This is a genomic window from Brachybacterium sp. UNK5269, assembly GCF_049266655.1.
Lineage (GTDB): Bacteria > Actinomycetota > Actinomycetes > Actinomycetales > Dermabacteraceae > Brachybacterium.
Window position 1 is genome coordinate 2,817,446 of the sequence record NZ_CP184883.1, and the last position, 16,671, is coordinate 2,834,116.

Consider the following 16,671-nt stretch of genomic DNA (forward strand, 5'->3'; position numbering starts at 1 on the left):
ATGGACCCCGCCGCCCCCGCGGACTCCCGGCCCTGGCTGGTCCCGCCCGGCTACGACGCCTCCGCCGCCTCGCTGACCGCCCATGCGGACGCCATCGGCGAGATGCTGGCCGGGCGGGCACGGCTCTGGCTGGGCCCGTTCCCGCCGCCCGCGCAGCTGCCACCCGGCTTCGAGGACACCGCCCTGGTGGTGCCCACCTCCGGCTCCACCGGCACCGCGAAGGCCGTCGCCCTGACCCGGACGGCGCTGCTCGCCTCACAGGACGCGACCGCACAGCTGTTCGCGGCCGACGGCACCGCCGCGGACACCCGCGGCCACGGCTTCTGGCTTCCCCTGCTGCCGCCCACGCACATCGCCGGCGTGCAGGTCCTCGCCCGCGCCCACCGCACCGCGCAGGTGCTGGGCCTTCCCGCCCCCGCCCTGCCGTCTCCGCTGCCGGACCTGCGCGGTCACTTCGACGCCGCCGCCTTCGTGGCACTGGCCGAGCCCGCCCTCGCCCAGGCCGAGCAGGCCGGTCTGCCCGCGCTCACCTCCCTGGTGCCCACCCAGCTGACCCGGCTGGTCACCGGCGGCACCGGCCCCGACGCCCGCGCTCGGGGACTGCTCAAGCGCTTCGCCGCGGTGCTGGTGGGCGGCGCCGCGACCAGCGCCGACGTGCTCGCCCGGGCCCGCTCCCTGAAGATCGCCGTGCGCACCACCTACGGCTCCTCCGAGACCGCGGGCGGCTGCGTCTACGACCGCCGGCCCCTGCCCGGGGTCGAGCTGCGGGTCCAGGAGCCCGACGCCGCCGGGGCGGGGCGGCTGCTCATCGCCTCCCCCACCCTCGCCACCGGCTACCTCACCGCCGACGGCGGCGCCGACACCGCCCCCTTCCTCCCCGGCGCCCCCCGCACCTTCACCACCTCCGACCTCGCCGAGCTCGACGCCGAGGGCGCCCTGACCGTGCTGGGCAGGGCCGACGACGTCATCATCACCGGCGGCCGCAAGGTCCTGCCCCAGGACGTCGAGCGGGCGATCGACCGCTCGCTGATGCTGCGCGGGATGGTGCGCGCGAGCGTGGTGGTGGGGGTCGAGGATCCCGAGTGGGGCCAGCGGGTCGAGGCGCTCGTGACCCTCGCGCCGGGGCTGGACCCCGCCGAGGCCACGGCCCTGGTGCGCTCGGCGCTGCGCACCAGCGAGGTGCCCGGCCACATGCTCCCGAAGCGCGTCCACGTCGTCGAGGAGCTCCCGCTGCTGGGGATCGGCAAGGTCGACCGGGCCGCCGCCCGCCGCCTCGCCGCCGGCTGAGCTCGCGGCGCCTCCCCGAGCGGCTCCCCGCGCCGCTCCTGGAAGCTGCAGGGTCGGGGGCATCGGGCTCGCTGTCCCCCGACGTCGTCACCCCGGCCCGGGCGTGTGCCGTCGGCCACGGGGCCGGGGCCGGGGCCGGGGCGGGCCGCGGCGTATCCTCGATGCGGCCGCCGAGCGGCGGCCGCGAACTTCCGACGAGGAGAACGATGGCCAGCCTGTCGCAGTGGGTGCAGGGCGCCCGACCCCGCACCCTTCCGGCGGCCCTGGCCCCGGTCGCCGCCGGCACCGGCGCCGCGATCTGGCAGCTGGAGAGCCTGTACGGGAGCGTCGACTGGTCGCTGGTGGTCCCCCGGGCGCTGCTCGCCCTGGGGGTGTCCTTCTCCCTGCAGATCGGCGTGAACTTCGCCAACGACTACTCCGACGGCATCCGCGGCACCGATGACGACCGGGTGGGGCCCTTCCGCCTGACCGGCTCCGGCGCGGCCCCGGCGGCGACCGTCAAGCGGGCCGCGATCGTCGCCCTCGCCCTCGGCGCCGGGTTCGGGCTGGCGCTGATCGCCCTGGCCCAGATCTGGTGGACGCTGCTGATCGGGGCCGCGGCCATCGCCGCCGCCTGGTTCTACACCGGCGGTGCGAAGCCCTACGGCTACCGCGGGCTCGGCGAACTGTTCGTGTTCCTGTTCTTCGGGCTGGTCGCCGTCAACGGCACCGCCTACGCCATCACCGGGCAGCTCAGCTGGGTGGCACTGCTGGCCTCGGTGGCGATCGGTCTGCTGGCCGTGGCGCTGATGCTCACCAACAACCTGCGCGACATCCCCACCGACACCGTCGCCGGCAAGCGCACCCTCGCGGTGCGGCTCGGGGAGCGCGGCACCCGCGCGCTGTACACCGCGACGGTGCTGGCGCCGTTCGCGCTGATGGTGCCCGTGATCCTCGAGCACCTCGCGGTGGCGCTGGTGCTGCTGGCGCTGCCGCTGGCGATCGGCCCGGTGCGCCGGGTGCTGCAGGGGACCAGCGGACGCGAGCTGATCCCGGTGCTGGGCGCGACCGGGCGCCTGGAGCTGGTCTACTCGCTGCTGCTGCTCATCGGTCTGATCCTCTGAGCCGGTCCTGCGCCGAGGCGTCGGTCCCGTCGTCCGGCGCCTCCACATGCGTGGGGCCCGCATCCGGCAGCTGCGCAGGGCCCGCGGCAGCGTCGGGCGCCCGCTCGCCGCTGCGGGGAGCGTCGTCGTCCAGCATCTGGTCCTCGTAGTCGGCGTCGTCGTCGGCCGGCTGCCCGCGCTGCTCGAGCCGTCGCTCACGGGCGTCCTTCCAGCGCATCGCCGCCTGGTCCCGCAGCCGGTCCAGGAACAGGATCGAGATCAGCATCGCGATCAGCGCCGCGAGGACCGCTGCCAGCAGCACCCCGACGTCGAGCAGGGTGAGCACCCACCAGATGACGGCCCACAGGCCCAGGCGGAGCACGGCGTAGAGGAGGAAGGGACGCATGGGACCAGGGTAGTTCGCCCGCCTGGGGCCCCGGCTGCGCCCGAGCCCACCGGGCGATCAGGCACGGTGCCTACACTCGGGACATGCTCCGCGGCCTCATAGCAGTTCTCTCCATCGCCCTGACGGTCTTCGCGCTCGCCGACTGCGTGCAGACCGAGGACGACAAGGTGCGCGGCGTGCCGAAGTGGGCATGGATCGTGCTGATCGTGCTGCTGCCGTGGGTGGGCCCGCTCACCTGGCTGTTCGTCGGCAAGGAGCGCAGCGGCGGGGCCGGCGGCGGCAGGCCCCAGCGGCGCGGCCCGCTCGCCCCGGACGAGGATCCGGACTTCCTGCGCAAGCTCGACGAGGACATCCGCCGCGAGCAGCGGGAGCGCGAACGCCGCCGGCGCGAGAACCGGGCCGACGGGGACGGCGGCGCTGGCGGGACCGCGCCCGGCGAGGACGACCGCGGCGCCTGACCCTCACCCCGCGAACAGCACGGCCCGGGACGGATGATCCGTCCCGGGCCGTGCCATGTGCGCGGTCAGCTCGCGCCGTGCGGTCTGCTCAGAGCCCCGAGTAGGAGTGCAGACCGTTGATCACGGTGTTGACGATGGTGTAGTTGAAGACCACGGCGACGAAGCCGGCCAGGGCGAGCCCGGCGGCGCGGCTGCCGCGGAAGCCGCCGGTGGCCCGGGCGTGCAGGTAGGCGGCGTAGATCACCCAGATGATGAAGGTCCACACCTCCTTGGGGTCCCAGCCCCAGAAGCGGCCCCAGGCGTCGCGGGCCCAGATCGCGCCGAAGATGAGGGTGAAGGTCCAGCACACGAAGGCCACCGAGTGGATGCGGAAGCTCAGGGCCTCCAGCACGGTCGAGGCGGGCAGGCGGTCCAGCACATGGCCGAAGCGTCCCCAGTGCTCGGGGTGCTCCTCGCCGGACTCGACCGCCTCCACCAGGGCGCGCTCGTGGCGGGCCTGGAGCAGCTGCAGGGAGGCCACCACGGCGCCCAGGATCGACAGGGCGGTGGCGATGATCGCGACGCCGATGTGGATGACCATCCAGTGGGAGTTCTGCAGGCTCGGGGTCAGGGCGGCGGCGGGCACGATCCAGAGGGTCTGGGCCAGCAGCAGGACCAGCAGCACCGGGCCGATCACGAAGGTGCCCAGCGACCGCAGCTCGGTGCGCTTGATGCAGAAGACCAGGAACGCCACCATCACCACGGCGGTGCTGGTGGTGGCGAACTCGTACATGTTGGCCCAGGGCACGCGCTGGGTGGCGGCGGCGCGCGTCGCCACCCCCACCAGGTGCAGCACGGTCGCCGCGCAGGTCAGGATGAACGCGAACCGCTGCGCGCTCAGGCCGCCGGCGGCCGGCGCCGGATCATCGCTCCCGGCGGCCGACGAGCCCGTCGCGGGGGACGCGCCGGCAGCGCCCGCGCCGGGGACGTCCGCGGCGGTCGACGGTCCGCGCCCGGCGGCGACGGTGCGGGGCTGCTGCGCCCGCGCCTGCAGGCGCTCCCGGGCGGCGAGCCGCTCGTCGCTGCGGCGCTGCGCGGTGGACGCGAGATCGGCGGCGAAGCCGATCAGGGCGAGCACGTAGAGCACGATCGTCACCACGAGCGCGAGGTTCGAGATCCCCGCCAGCTGCTGATCAATCACGGTGCACTTCCTTCGGTGGTGTCCTCGGTGGCCGTCCCCGGCCGGTGATGAGCGGGGCGGCCTGCCCCATCCTGCTGTCCCGACAGGGCGGCGGCCAGTGCCTTCACGTCGTCCTCCAGGGCCGGGTCGTCGCTGCGGGCCAGGCCCGCGACCTCCAGCACCGCCCCGTCGCCGGTGCCGCGCACCCGCACCCACATCCGCCGTCTGGGCACGAACAGGGAGAGGATCAGCCCGCCCACGGCGGTGAGCGCGCTGACCAGGATCCACGGCTCGAAGGGGTTGTGGGCGATGTCGAAGGCCGCGTAGCGGCGCAGGCCGTCGAAGCTGACGGTGGTGCCGTCGGGCAGCTCGAACTCCTGTCCGGGGTAGAGCCGCATCAGCACCGGGGTGCCGTCCTCGCCGGCGACCGGGGTGAGGGTGGAGACGTCGACCTCGTAGGCGTTCTGCGGGATCCCGGAGTCCAGGCCCAGGTCGCCCTGGTGGGCGGTGAGCGCGAGCTGGGGGTCCAGCGCGTCGGGGTACAGCGAGCGCGGTCCCAGCTCGTCGATGGTGCCGGTGGGCAGGAAGAAGCCGACCACGGCGGTCTGCTCGGGGCGGGCGTCGGGGGCCTTGATCACCAGCTGGGAGCTGTAGCCGACATCGCCCATCGGCACCGTGATCACCGGGCCCTCGGCGACCACGGTCCCCTCGGGGTCGGTGACGGTGACCTCGGGGGCGTAGCCGTTGCCCAGCAGGTACATGGAGGCGCCGTCCACGCGCAGCGGCCGGTTGACCTCCACGGTGTGCTCGGACTGCTGCTCTCCGGGGGTGGTGACCCGCACGTCGGCCTCGAAGGAGCGCGGCTCGCCGACGTTGCCGGACTCGCCGGGCTGGACGTAGGTGGCGCGGAAGTCCTCGAGGGTGAAGCGGAAGGGGGGCATCTCGGTCTCGTCGAACCAGGCCCCGGACTCGAAGGAGTCGTACTGGGTCAGGGAGTTGGAGAAGCCGGAGCCCTCGACCACCGTGATCTGGCCGCGGTAGCTGGTCATCTGCCCGCCGGCGATGCAGATCAGCACCCCGACCAGGGCGATGTGGAAGGCCAGGTTGCCCGTCTCCCGCAGCAGTCCGCGCTCGGCGCTGACGGAGCGGGAGCCCTGCTCCTCGCGCACCTCGGTGCGGTACCGGGAGCGGCGCAGCGAGCGGTGGGCCTCCTCCAGCAGCGCGTCGGGGTCGGCCCCGGGCAGCTCGATCCGGGTGTGGCCGGTGAAGCGGGTCAGGCGGGAGGGGGTCCGCGGCGGCTTCGCGCGCAGCTGGCGCAGGTGCACGCCGACGCGGGGGACGATGCAGCCGATCAGCGAGATGAACAGCAGCAGGTAGATCGCGGAGAACCAGGGCGAGGAGAAGACGTCGAAGAAGCCCGCGGCGTCGAGGATCTCGCCCCAGCGGCCGTTCTCCTCGAGGAACTGGTCGGTCAGGGCGGGGTTGACGGACCGCTGCGGGTACAGGGAGCCGGGCACCGCGGCGATCGCCAGCAGCATCAGCAGGATCAGGGCGGTCTGCATGCTGGTCAGCTGACGCCAGAGGAACAGCAGCGTGCCGCGCAGCCCCAGGGCCGGGGCCTCCACGGGGCCCGCGCCGTCGAGCTCGCGCTTGCTGCTCCAGGTCCCGCCCGCATCGGCCCCGGTCGGGGCGGGGACGGGGGCGTCGGTCGTCCCGGCCGCCCGTCCCGTCGCCTCGGGTCCCCGAGGGATGTTCTCTCTCATCACACCACCGGCTCGAAGGTCGCGATCAGTCCTTGCAGGCCGCTCATCAGCTCCGACCACACCCCGGTCATCAGCATCACGCCGATGGCGATCAGCAGGGCGCCGGAGAGCAGCCCGATGGTGCGCCGATGGGCCGCGAGCTTCCGGCTGACTCCCAGCGCTCGCTCGAACAGCAGCGCGAACAGGACGAAGGGGATGCCCAGTCCCAGCGAGTAGGCCAGCGCCAGGATCCCGCCGCGCAGCGCGGCGCCGCTCCCGCCGCCGTCCAGCGACAGCGCGACGATGGCCGCATAGGTGGGGCCGATGCACGGCGTCCAGCTCAGCCCGAAGATCAGCCCCATCAGGGGCGCGCCGAGCAGGCCCGCGTCGGGGCGCTTGCTGGAGAGTGGACGGTTCGCACCCAGACCCGGGAAGACGCCCATGAAGACCAGGCCCATCAGGATCACGACGGCGCCGGCGACGCGGTTGATCCACAGGCTGTACTCCTGGAGCAGGTAGCCCACGGCCCCGGCGAAGCCGCCCAGGACCATGAACACCACGGCGAAGCCGGCGACGAACAGCAGGGAGCCGGCGAGCATGCGGCCGGTGGCGGGGCGGGGGCGGCGGCCCCGGGCGGGCGTGCCCGCCCCCTGGCCGACGGCGCCCTGGCCGGCCAGCCCGGAGACGTAGCCGAGGTAGCCGGGCACCACCGGCAGCACGCAGGGCGAGAGGAAGGCGACCAGTCCCGCGGCGGCGGCCACGGCGACCGCCAGCAGCAGGGATCCGGACAGGGCGGTGGCCTGGAAGGCCGCGCCGACGTCGGCGTCGATCATTCGGCGACCACCGTGTCGATCATCGCGCGCAGCACGGAGGGGTCCGCGGCGCCGGAGATGCGGGCGGCGACCCGTCCCTCCCGGTCCAGCACCAGCGTGGAGGGCACGGCATTGGGCGCGACCTGGCCGCGCAGGGCGTACATGATCTCGGCATCGGTGTCCGGCAGCGAGGGGTAGGTGATTCCGTAGGTCTCCTCGAAGGCCTGGGCGGGGCCGGCGGCGTCGCGCACGTTGATGCCGAGGAAGTGCACGTCCTGCTCGGCGAACTCCTCGTGGAGGGCCTGCAGGTCCGGCGCCTCCTTGCGGCAGGGCGGGCAGGAGGCGTACCAGACGTTCAGCACCAGCACCGTCCCGCGCTGATCGGCGGCGGCGAACTCCTCGCCCTCGTAGGTGGTGCCGGAGAACTCGAGCGGCTCGGCGCGGTCGGCGGCGGCGATCTCGGTGGCCACGCCGTCGCCGGAGACGTACCCGGACTCGTAGCGGTCCGAGGTGTCGGTGCCGCAGGCACCCAGCAGCAGCGCTGCCGGCAGGGAGCCGGCGGCGGCGAGCAGGCCGCGCCGCGAGGGTCGGGCCGGGAAGGACGCAGGGCTCACGTCAGCTGTCCTCCGGTGGCGTCGACCGCCCCGGCGTAGAGCGCGGCGGCGGGCTCGGCGTAGTCGACACCGCTCAGGGCGGCGCCGTCGAAGCGCAGGCTGGTGACCGAGCACAGCCCGCACTGGCGCCGGCGGGGGTCGTGGAACAGGGGCTTGCCCTCGGCGCTGCGGCGGGTGACCCAGATCGGCAGCTGGTGCAGCACCAGCACCGCCTCCCGGCCCTCGGCCGCGGCGCGGGCGTCCTGCACCGCGGCGACCACCCGGGCGACCTGCTCCCGGTACGGCTCCCCCAGGAGGGCCGCAGCGGGTTGAGGAACCAGCGCCAGTTGCGCGGGTCGCTGAGCTTCGCCTCGCCGTGGCCCATGCGGTGGCCCTCGAAGTGGTTGCCGGATTCGATCAGGCGCTGATCGGTGCTCACGGTCAGGTCGTGGGGGGCGGCGATCGGGGCGGCGGTCTGCTGGGCGCGCAGCATCGGGGAGGAGCGGACCAGGGCGATGTCGGCCTCGGCGAGGTGCCCGCCGACCTTCTGCGCCATCTGCTCACCACGGTCGCTGAGCCGGTACCCGGGCAGGCGTCCATACAGGATGCGCTCCGGGTTGTGCACCTCGCCATGACGGACGAGATGGACCGTGGTGGTGGTCATGGGTGACAGTTCCTCTTCCGCGGTGGCGCTGCGGGCGCGCGCCGAGCCGCCTCACGGTACCAATCGAACCTCGGGATCGGCGGGGTCCGGGGTGCGCACGTGAGGCGCCGGACATCAGACGGTGACCGGTGCGTCCGCGGCGACGGCCCTGCCCAGGATGCGGCCGAGCTCGAGGAAGTCGTCATGGCCGACGACGTCCAGCAGCAGCTCGCGCACGGAGCGCACATGGGTCGGGGCCGCCCTCTCCAGCAGCGCCACCCCGGCGGGGGTGAGCTGGGCCTGGCGGCCGCGTCCGTCGGAGGAGCAGCGCACCCGCTCCACCAGTCCGCGCTTCTCCATCCGGGTGATGGTGTGGGTCAGTCGCGAGCGGGAGTGGACGACCTTGTCGGCGAGCTCCGACATGCGCAGGAACCGGCCCTCGGCCTCGCTCAGGCGCACCAGGATCTCGTACTCCCCCAGGGTCAGGTCGATCTCCGGATCGGCCTGCAGCGCCTCGGTGAGGCGGTCGGTGAGCAGGGTGGTCGCGTACAGGAAGCTGCGCCAGGCGGTCTGTTCCGTCCGGGTCAGCCAGAGGTCCTCGGGCCGGGAGGCCACGGCCTCCTCGGGGACGCGCTGCGTCGTCCCCGCGCTCGTTGCTGTGTGATCCATCACGTTCTCCCTCGTCTCGTCGTTCGGCACTTGCCATCCTCCCGCACTCTAGTTTAGATTTCAAGCAAGAGAGCGGTGGTCATCCCGATCCCCGCGCCCTTCCGATTCTTCCAAGGAGATTTCCCATGAGCGACCTCACCCCCGGCACCTGGACCCTCGACCCCGCCCACACCTCGGCCAGCTTCACCGTGCGCCACGCCGGCATCTCCAAGGCCCGCGGCCAGTTCCCCGAGGTCGAGGGCGCGCTCACCGTCGCCGAGGGCGGCGAGGACCTGAAGTTCGAGGCCACCCTGCAGACCGCCTCGATCACCACCGCCAACGCGGACCGCGACAACCACCTGCGCAGCGCCGACTTCTTCGACGCCGAGCAGTTCCCCGCGATCACCTTCGTCTCGACCGGGCTCGAGGGCGAGAAGCTCACCGGCGACCTCACCATCCGCGACATCACCCGCCCGGTGGTCCTGGACTTCACCTACGAGGGCGCCGCCACCGATCCCTTCGGCGTCTACCGCGCGGGCTTCACCGGCGAGACCAAGATCTCCCGCAAGGACTTCGGCCTGACCTGGAACGCCGCTCTCGAGGCCGGCGGCGTGCTGGTCGCCGACGAGGTCAAGATCGCGATCGAGGCCGAGTTCACGGCTCCGGCCGCCGCCTGATCCCCCTCCCCCGTCGGCGCCTGCGCGCCGCCTGGGACCGACGGGCCGTCCGCACCGCGCGGGCGGCCCGTCGTCGTCCCCGCAGTCGATAAGGTGCCCCCCATGACCACGCCCCACATCCCCCAGGCCGCCGATCCGGATGCCCGGATCCTGTTCCTCACCCGCGAGGGCTGCCACCTGTGCGAGGACGCGCTGCCGGTGGTGCAGGCCGAGGCGGACCGGGCCGGCTCCACCGTGGAGGTGTTGGACATCGACCAGGACGAGCGCCTGCGCGCCGACTGGGACTACGACGTGCCGGTGATCATCGTCGACGGGAAGGTCCATGCGAAGTACCGCGTGGAGGCCGAGCAGCTGCGCGCCGCCCTGCGTCGGCGCCCGCTCTGGCGGCGCCTGACCGGCCGCGCCTGAGCCCCGGCGCCGCGCGGTCCCGCCGGGCGGTGCCGCGCGGCCGCCGTCGGACGTGCAACGGCCCCCGCCACTGGGCGGGGGCCGTTGCATGTCACGCAGTGCTCACTTCTTGTTGCGACGCTGGTGGCGAGTCTTCCGAAGCAGCTTGCGGTGCTTCTTCTTGGACATGCGCTTGCGTCGCTTCTTGACGACAGAACCCATAGGTTGCCTCTGTTCTGCAGGCACGAGCCTGCGGGATGGTGCAGCGGATCAGGTATGCGCGGCCCGCGGAGACTGCACAAGGGTCCTCCGGTGGTGATCCACCGGACTCCCCCGGTGCGCAGACGCACCGTGCGGGCCCGACGCCACGGTCGACCAGCCATGCTACACGTCTTCGCGCAGGACTAGCCGTGCGCGAGTGCGAGATCCCTCGCAGCCTCCGCGGCCCGGGCCAGCTCGCCCTCGACCGGGGCGACGACGTGCTCGCGGGCGATCTCCCGCACCCGGGCCCGCAGCACCCGGCGCGCCCGACGGCGCTGCCACGCCCCGGTCATCGCCGCGAGGAGGCCCCCGGCCACGCCGATCAGGATCCCCACCCCGATCCCCAGCACCACCAGGGCCGTGGGCAGCGGGACCGGGATCCACAGCTCCCGGATCATCGGCATCGGCGGCGGGGGGACGCCGAAGAAGGCCAGGGCCGCGTTCAGCACCAGCCACCCCAGCCCCACCACCCAGGTCAGCAGGGCCAGCCACTGCAGCACGTCGAGCACCGGCCACCACCAGGACGTGGACCGGGCCCGCAGGTCGGCGCGGGCGACGGCCTGGTCGAGCGCATCGGGCAGCTGGTCCTCCCGGGAGCGGGCGGCGGCGCGCACGGCGGCCCGCCAGGGGTCGCTGCCGCCGGCGGAAGCGGCATCGGCGAAGCGGCGCACCCCGCCGGCGGCGCGGGCCCGGGCGGCGGCGTCGGGCTCGGGCAGCGAGGTGCGCTCGAGCCCCTCGCCGTCCCGCCCGCGGCCGATGCCGAGCCGGCCCAGCGGATCCGGGCGCACCCGCCGCAGCCAGCGCAGCGGCGGCCAGCCCACCCGGCCGGCGGCCCGATACCGGTACGAGGCGCCGACCGCGCGCGCCACCGGCTCCACCCGGGCGGCGGTGGCGAGATCCTCGACCAGGGCGTCGACCTCGGCCGGAGCGGCGTCCAGGGCGAGCCCGGTGGGGTCCGCCGCGGCCCGCAGCGCCGCGGCCGCCGCGCGCACGTCGGCCCGCTGCCGGGCGGCGATCGCCTCCCGACCGCGGGCGATCGCGAGCAGGTGACCGCGCAGCTCGTCGAGGCCCTCCCCGGTGCTCGCCGAGGTCGCGAACACCGGGGCCCGGTCCAGTCCGTCGGCCCGGGCGATGCCCTCGAGCGAGGCGAGCACCCCGGTGCGCTCGTCCTCGCGGATCCGGTCGAGCTGGTTCAGGACCAGCACGGTGACGGCGTCGTGGCCCGCGAAGGGCCGGACGAACTCCTGGTGGAGCACGGCGTCGGCGTACTTCTGCGGGTCCGTGACCCACACGATCACGTCGACCAGGCCGGTCATCCGCTCGGCGACGGCGCGGTTGCCGCGCTCGACGGAGTCGAGGTCCGGCAGGTCCAGCAGCACGATCCCCGGCGGACCGTCGCCGCCCTCGTCGCGGGAGCGGCGGGCGCGGCGACCGCGGGCGGGAGCGGCGGCGGCCTGCGCGAGGACGGCGCCGGTGCCGTCGAGCAGATGGCGGTCCTCCACCTCGAGCCAGTCCAGCAGGGCGTCGCTGCCGACCTCCCCGAGCACCGCGGCGACCGGTCGGGCGGTGGTGGGGCGGCGCACGGCCGCCCGCGAGATCTCGGTGCCCACCAGGGCGTTCAGCAGGGACGACTTGCCGGAGCCGGTGGCGCCGAAGAGACCGATCACGGTGTGCTCGGCGGAGAGGGCGCGGCGACGGTCGATCCGCTCGATCAGCGCCCGCGCCGCCTCCACCTCGGCGCCGGGGGCGACCCCGTCCAGGGCCTCGGTGGCGCGCTCGAGGGCGTCGAGGCGCTCCAGCAGCGGCGCGGGCTGCGGGGCGGAGCGGCTCAGCAGCGGGCTCACGCGGCCTCCCGGATCTGGTGGGCGAGCCCGGCCAGCGCCTCGGCGTCCGCGGCCAGCAGCTGGCCGGTGCCGACCTCGCCGAGGGCGTCGAGCAGGTCCAGGAAGGGGCCGGAGCGGTCGGCGACCAGGACGTCGAGGCGGGTGGTCAGGCGCTGTCGGGCCACGGCGGCCATCCGGCGCACGGCCTCGTCGCCGAAGATCGTCTCCAGCAGCTTCTGGCCGACCACTGCGGTCGCGGCGCCGGCGCCGACCTCGAGCCCGGTGGGGATGAAGGCGGTGGAGGCGAAGACGACCACCATCAGGGCGACGCCCACGGCGTTCACGCCGAGCGACATCAGGCGCGCCCTGGTGCGGCGGTCGGCGCCCTCGGCGCGCACCAGTTCGAGCACGTCGCCCTGCCAGGCGCGGATCTCGGCCGAGACCTCCTCGGCGAACCCGTCGGGGAGCCGGGAGAGGTCCTGGCCCTCGGCGAGCCGGCGGCCGGCGGGGGTGGCGCGCCAGGCGGCGTCGGCCCGCTCGGCGCCGCGGGCGGTCTCCTCGATCACCACCTGCACGAGGCCGGTGCCGAGCTCCTGCTCGGCGGCCACGGCGGGCGCCGGCCGGCCGCTGATGACCTGCCCGATGCGGTCGCGCAGCCGCGTGACCATGGTCTCCACGCCGCGGAAGAACTCCCCGGTGCCCACCACGTCCTGCCAGCGGGCGAGCACCTCGCCGCGCAGCAGCGAGCCGTCGCCGAGAGCCGCGTCGATCCGCTCCCGCGAGCCGGCGAAGGCGCCGATGGCCTCCTCGCGCAGTCGCTGGCGCTCGGCGTCGTGGGCCGCGGCGTGCTCGGCGATCGTGCGGGCCGAGCCGGCCAGGGCGTCGACCGCGCCGGCCAGGGTGCGGCGGGCGAGGCGGGCGCGCCCCTCGCCGTCGGCCGCGAGGCGCACGAAGTGCTCGCGCAGCTCGGCGATCGCCGCGGGCGGCAGCATGCCCCGCTCGTCGAGCTCGGTCTCGGGGACGAGGAACAGGCGTTCGATCTCGATGCCGTTCCTCTCGAGCAGGGCCCGGAGGTCCTCGGCGAGCTCCGCGGCCACCCCCTCGCGCTCGGGGATGCGGTTCATGACCACGTCGACGCGGACGTCGCGCTCGCCAGCGGTGCGCAGCACCTCCCAGGGCACGGCATCGGCGTAGCGGTTGGCGGTGGTGATGAACAGCCACAGGTCCGCGGCGCGCAGCAGCTGCCGGGAGAGCTCCCGGTTGCCGATCGCGACCGAGTCGATGTCGGGGGCGTCCAGCAGGGCCAGGCCCGGCGGGACCCGCGCGTCGGCGTGCAGCTCGAGGCTGGTGGCGGGGTCGAGGTCGCCGGTGGTGTCCCCGGCGCCGGGGGCCTCGCGGTCACCCGCGCCGCCGGCGTGCACGCGCGCCAGTCCCGGCAGGATGCGGCTGCCGGTGAACCATGCCTGTTCGGAGGGGTGGTGCAGCAGCACCGGCCGACGGGTGGTGGGGCGGATCGCGCCGGAGCGGCTGACCACGTCCCCCACCAGGGCGTTGACGAGGGTGGACTTGCCGGCGCCGGTGGAGCCGCCGACGACCACCAGCAGCGGGGCGTCGAGGGATTCCAGGCGCGGGATCACGTGGTCCCCGAGCTGGGACAGGGCGGCCCGGGCCTCGTGGCGGGCCGCCTCGGCGCCCTCGACGGGCAGCGGCAGCTCGAGCTCGCGCAGATGGGCCGCGAAGGACTCGAGCACCGCGGTGGTCGGTGCGGTCATGGCTCCTCCGGATCCTCGGCTGCCCGGCCCCGGTCCCGAGGCCGTCAGGCGCCATTGTGGCAGGTCGCTCAGTCCAGGAACGGGTCCAGGCCCCACTCGGGGAAGGCGGCGCGGCGCGCGGCCTGGACCGAGCGGTCCAGCGCGCTCTCGGGGTCGAAGCCCTGCTCCCAGTCCCGGACCGCGAGCGGGGTGCCGTCGCCGTAGGTGAGGATCCCGGGCTCCGGGGAGAGGCCGTGGGCGGTGCGCGCCGCGGCGGCGGCCGCGAGGTAGTCGGCGGGCAGCGCGGCGGCCGGGTCCAGCGGCTCGCCGGTGGCGACGGCGATCAGCTGCGCCCAGGAGCGCGGCACCACGTCGACCACCGCGTAGCCGCCGCCGCCGAGCGCCAGCCAGCGCCCCCCGCACACCTCCTCGGCAAGCTCCCGCATCAGCAGCATCGCCTCCCGGTGCGCCTCGAGGGTCACCGAGAAGTCGGCCAGCGGGTCCCTGCGGTGGGTGTCGGCGCCGTGCTGGGTGACCAGCAGCGTGGGCCGCACCGCCCGCACCAGCGCGGGCACCGTGGCGCGGATCGCGCGCACCCAGCCGTCGGCGGTGGTGCGCGGCGGCAGCGGCACGTTGATCGCGGTGCCCGGCGCGTCGGGGCCGCCGCTGTCCTGCACGAACCCGGAGCCGGGGAAGAGGTGCTCGCCGCTCTGGTGCACGGACAGGGTGATCGCGCGCGGCTCGTTCCACAGCGCCCGCTCCACGCCGTCGCCGTGATGGACGTCGAGGTCCACGTACATCACCCGTTCCTCGCCCGTGTCCAGGGCGCGGCGCACCGCGAGGGCGGCGTCGTTGTAGACGCAGAAGCCGGAGGCGCTGGCGGGCTTGGCGTGGTGGAGGCCGCCCGCGAAGTGCACCGCCCGGCGCAGCCGGCCCTGGACGATCGCGTCGACCGCGGCGAGGGCGCCGCCCACGATCCGGGCGGAGGCGGTGTGCATGCCGGGGAAGGGCGGGACGTCGTCGCCGCCGATGCCGTGACGGATCAGCTCGCCGTACTGCTCGGCGGTGAGCTCGTCGGCCGCCTCGGAGGCGTGCCTGACGGCCGCGATGAAGCTCCCCTCGTGGACCTGCGCGAGCTGCTGGTCCGTCGCGACCGGGGCCGGGAGGATCTGCACCCCGGGCCGCTCCAGCAGTCCGGCGCTGCGGGCCAGCTGATGGGTCAGGGACAGCCGGACCGGCGCCATCGGGTGGTAGGGCCCGAAGTCGTACTCGCACAGCGCCTCGTCCCAGACGATGCCGACGCCGGCGGCGGGTCCGCCTGCCGGCGGGGCGGGGGCGGGGCGGAGCGCATCGGCGGACATGGGGGAAGCGTACCCAGCGCGCGCAGGGCGCCCGGGCCCGGTGCGGATGCCGCTCGGGCCCGCCCCGGGCCGTGCGCGGTCGTAGACTGCCGCGGATGCGACCGCCGGTCGCCCGAGCGGAGACGAGGGACGCGATGATCGATCGCGCATCGAGCGCCACCCGGCGCGCGCATCCCTCCGCTGCCCGGCGCCGCTCCTCCAGCCGGCGCGGCGGGTGGCGGACGCTGCTGACCCCCACCCCGGCGCGCATCGCCCTGGGCGTGTTCACGCTGCTGATCGTGGTGTTCACGGCCCTGCTGTCGCTGCCCGCGGCCACCGCCGACGGGGAGCGCACCGCCCTGGTCGACGCCCTGTTCACCGCGGTCTCCGCGATCTGCGTGACCGGCCTGGTGACGGTCGAGACCGGCACCCACTGGTCCGGCTTCGGGCTGACGGTGATCATGGTCGCGATGAAGCTGGGCGGCCTGGGCCTGATGACCGTCGCCTCCCTGCTGAGCCTGTCGGTGATGCACCGGCTGGGTCTCGCGCAGCGGGTGATCACCGCCCAGGAGACCCGGGCCGAGCGGCTCGCGGAGGTCGGCGGGGTGCTGCGGATCATCCTCATCACCTCGACCGCCTTCGAGGCGGCGACCTTCGTGGCGCTGACCCCGTACATGGTCATCACCGACCACGGCATCGCGGAGTCGCTGTTCCTGGGGCTGTTCTATGCGATCAGCGCCTTCAACAACGCCGGCTTCGTGCCCGAGGCGATCGGCACCGAGCAGTACCTCGGCGACCCGTTCTTCTCGATCCCGATCGGTCTGGCGGTGCTGGTGGGCTCGCTCGGCTTCCCGGTGATCCTGGTGATGGTGCGCAAGCTGCGCACACCCCGCAAGTGGAGCCTGCACGCCAAGCTCACCCTGTCCACGACCGCGCTGCTGCTGATGGCGGGGTTCGCGGGATACCTGCTGATGGAGTGGTCGAACCCCTCGACCCTCGGCGACCAACCGCTGGGCACCAAGCTCCTCGCCGCCGGCTTCGCGAGCGTGATGCCCCGCTCGGGCGGCTTCTCGACCCTCGACCCGGGTCAGATGACCGCCGAGTCGCGCCTGCTGACCGATGTGCTGATGTTCATCGGCGGCGGCTCCGGCTCCACCGCGGGCGGCATCCGGGTGACGACGTTCGCCCTGCTGATGCTCTCGATCTGGGCCGAGATCCGCGGCAACCCGGACGTGGAGGCCTTCGGGCGGCGGATCCCCCACGAGACCATCCGCCAGGCCATCGGGGTGCTGGTCATGAGCGCCACCATGGTGTTCGCAGCGACGTTCCTGCTGCTGCGGATGACCCCGTTCACCCTGGACCAGACCTTGTTCGAGGCGCTGTCCGCCTTCGGCACGGTGGGTCTGACCACCGGGATCACCGCCCTGCTGCCCACCGAGGCGAAGTGGGTGCTGATCGCCTGCATGTACGTGGGGCGGCTGGGGCCGATGACGCTGGGGGCGGCGCTCGCGGTGCGGTCCCGGGTGCGGATGGTGCAGCTGCCGCAGGAGCGGCCGATCGTCGGCTGACCGCGGCGCCGCCCATAGACTGTGCCCGCCCAGC

At 74.4% G+C, this 16,671-nt stretch carries 16 protein-coding genes and 1 pseudogene; 6 read left to right on the plus strand and 11 right to left on the minus strand.

Annotated features, from left to right (window positions below):
- Together ACOJUI_RS13170 and ACOJUI_RS13175 are read left to right on the plus strand one after the other, a co-directional pair.
- Window positions 1-1,287, plus strand: a complete 1,287-nt coding sequence (locus ACOJUI_RS13170) for an AMP-binding protein (RefSeq protein ID WP_422115399.1) — start codon at window positions 1-3, stop codon at window positions 1,285-1,287.
- 206 nt (window positions 1,288-1,493) lie between these two features.
- Window positions 1,494-2,390: a 1,4-dihydroxy-2-naphthoate polyprenyltransferase gene (locus tag ACOJUI_RS13175; protein ID WP_422115400.1), complete on the plus strand. Its 897-nt coding sequence runs from the start codon at window positions 1,494-1,496 to the stop codon at window positions 2,388-2,390.
- Here the strand turns inward: ACOJUI_RS13175 and ACOJUI_RS13180 are convergent.
- Window positions 2,371-2,775, minus strand: coding sequence for a DUF4229 domain-containing protein (locus ACOJUI_RS13180; RefSeq protein ID WP_422115401.1), 405 nt, complete (start codon window positions 2,773-2,775; stop codon window positions 2,371-2,373). The genes ACOJUI_RS13175 and ACOJUI_RS13180 overlap by 20 nt on opposite strands.
- Window positions 2,776-2,858: 83 nt before the next feature.
- Between ACOJUI_RS13180 and ACOJUI_RS13185 the strand changes: the two genes are divergently transcribed.
- Window positions 2,859-3,233 (plus strand): PLD nuclease N-terminal domain-containing protein, encoded by a 375-nt coding sequence (locus ACOJUI_RS13185; protein ID WP_422115402.1) that lies wholly within the window; start codon window positions 2,859-2,861, stop codon window positions 3,231-3,233.
- Window positions 3,234-3,321: 88 nt separating this feature from the next.
- Here ACOJUI_RS13185 and ccsB read toward each other — a convergent pair whose 3' ends face one another.
- From ccsB to ACOJUI_RS13215, 6 genes and pseudogenes are all read right to left on the minus strand, one after another.
- Complete coding sequence (gene ccsB, locus ACOJUI_RS13190; protein ID WP_422115403.1) at window positions 3,322-4,413, minus strand: c-type cytochrome biogenesis protein CcsB; 1,092 nt, start codon at window positions 4,411-4,413, stop codon at window positions 3,322-3,324.
- Entirely contained in the window at window positions 4,410-6,155 is a 1,746-nt protein-coding gene (gene resB / locus ACOJUI_RS13195; RefSeq protein WP_422115404.1) for a cytochrome c biogenesis protein ResB, read from the minus strand. The genes ccsB and resB overlap by 4 nt, the downstream gene beginning before the upstream one ends.
- Window positions 6,155-6,967, minus strand: coding sequence for a cytochrome c biogenesis CcdA family protein (locus tag ACOJUI_RS13200; protein ID WP_422115405.1), 813 nt, complete (start codon window positions 6,965-6,967; stop codon window positions 6,155-6,157). The genes resB and ACOJUI_RS13200 overlap by 1 nt, the downstream gene beginning before the upstream one ends.
- On the minus strand, window positions 6,964-7,560 hold the full coding sequence (locus ACOJUI_RS13205) for a TlpA family protein disulfide reductase (RefSeq protein WP_422115406.1): 597 nt from the start codon (window positions 7,558-7,560) through the stop codon (window positions 6,964-6,966). Before ACOJUI_RS13205 ends, ACOJUI_RS13200 begins: the two co-directional genes overlap by 4 nt.
- Window positions 7,557-8,203: pseudogene (locus ACOJUI_RS13210) on the minus strand (histidine phosphatase family protein). Before ACOJUI_RS13210 ends, ACOJUI_RS13205 begins: the two are co-directional and overlap by 4 nt.
- 114 nt (window positions 8,204-8,317) lie before the next feature.
- Window positions 8,318-8,851 carry a MarR family winged helix-turn-helix transcriptional regulator gene (locus tag ACOJUI_RS13215; RefSeq protein WP_422115407.1) on the minus strand — a complete coding sequence of 178 codons (534 nt, stop codon included), beginning with the start codon at window positions 8,849-8,851 and terminating at the stop codon, window positions 8,318-8,320.
- A gap of 125 nt (window positions 8,852-8,976) precedes the next feature.
- On the opposite strand from ACOJUI_RS13215, the gene ACOJUI_RS13220 reads away from it, so the two are divergent.
- Together ACOJUI_RS13220 and ACOJUI_RS13225 are read left to right on the plus strand one after the other, a co-directional pair.
- Complete coding sequence (locus tag ACOJUI_RS13220; RefSeq protein ID WP_422115408.1) at window positions 8,977-9,507, plus strand: YceI family protein; 531 nt, start codon at window positions 8,977-8,979, stop codon at window positions 9,505-9,507.
- A 102-nt stretch (window positions 9,508-9,609) separates the two neighbouring features.
- On the plus strand, window positions 9,610-9,915 hold the full coding sequence (locus tag ACOJUI_RS13225) for a glutaredoxin family protein (RefSeq protein ID WP_422115409.1): 306 nt from the start codon (window positions 9,610-9,612) through the stop codon (window positions 9,913-9,915).
- A gap of 102 nt (window positions 9,916-10,017) precedes the next feature.
- Here ACOJUI_RS13225 and ACOJUI_RS13230 read toward each other — a convergent pair whose 3' ends face one another.
- From ACOJUI_RS13230 to ACOJUI_RS13245, 4 genes are all read right to left on the minus strand, one after another.
- Window positions 10,018-10,116 carry a 30S ribosomal protein bS22 gene (locus tag ACOJUI_RS13230; protein ID WP_019174583.1) on the minus strand — a complete coding sequence of 33 codons (99 nt, stop codon included), beginning with the start codon at window positions 10,114-10,116 and terminating at the stop codon, window positions 10,018-10,020.
- Between the two features lie 182 nt (window positions 10,117-10,298).
- Window positions 10,299-11,999: a GTPase gene (locus ACOJUI_RS13235; RefSeq protein ID WP_422115410.1), complete on the minus strand. Its 1,701-nt coding sequence runs from the start codon at window positions 11,997-11,999 to the stop codon at window positions 10,299-10,301.
- The gene (locus ACOJUI_RS13240; protein WP_422115411.1) at window positions 11,996-13,750 is read right to left on the minus strand and encodes a dynamin family protein; all 1,755 of its coding nucleotides are present in this window, start codon (window positions 13,748-13,750) and stop codon (window positions 11,996-11,998) included. Before ACOJUI_RS13240 ends, ACOJUI_RS13235 begins: the two co-directional genes overlap by 4 nt.
- Before the next feature lie 68 nt (window positions 13,751-13,818).
- A complete protein-coding gene (locus ACOJUI_RS13245; protein WP_422115412.1) occupies window positions 13,819-15,090 on the minus strand; it encodes an acetoin utilization protein AcuC in 1,272 nt (423 codons plus the stop codon).
- Window positions 15,091-15,224: 134 nt separating this feature from the next.
- On the opposite strand from ACOJUI_RS13245, the gene ACOJUI_RS13250 reads away from it, so the two are divergent.
- Window positions 15,225-16,637 (plus strand): TrkH family potassium uptake protein, encoded by a 1,413-nt coding sequence (locus ACOJUI_RS13250; RefSeq protein WP_422115413.1) that lies wholly within the window; start codon window positions 15,225-15,227, stop codon window positions 16,635-16,637.
- The last annotated feature ends 34 nt before the right edge of the window (window positions 16,638-16,671 follow it).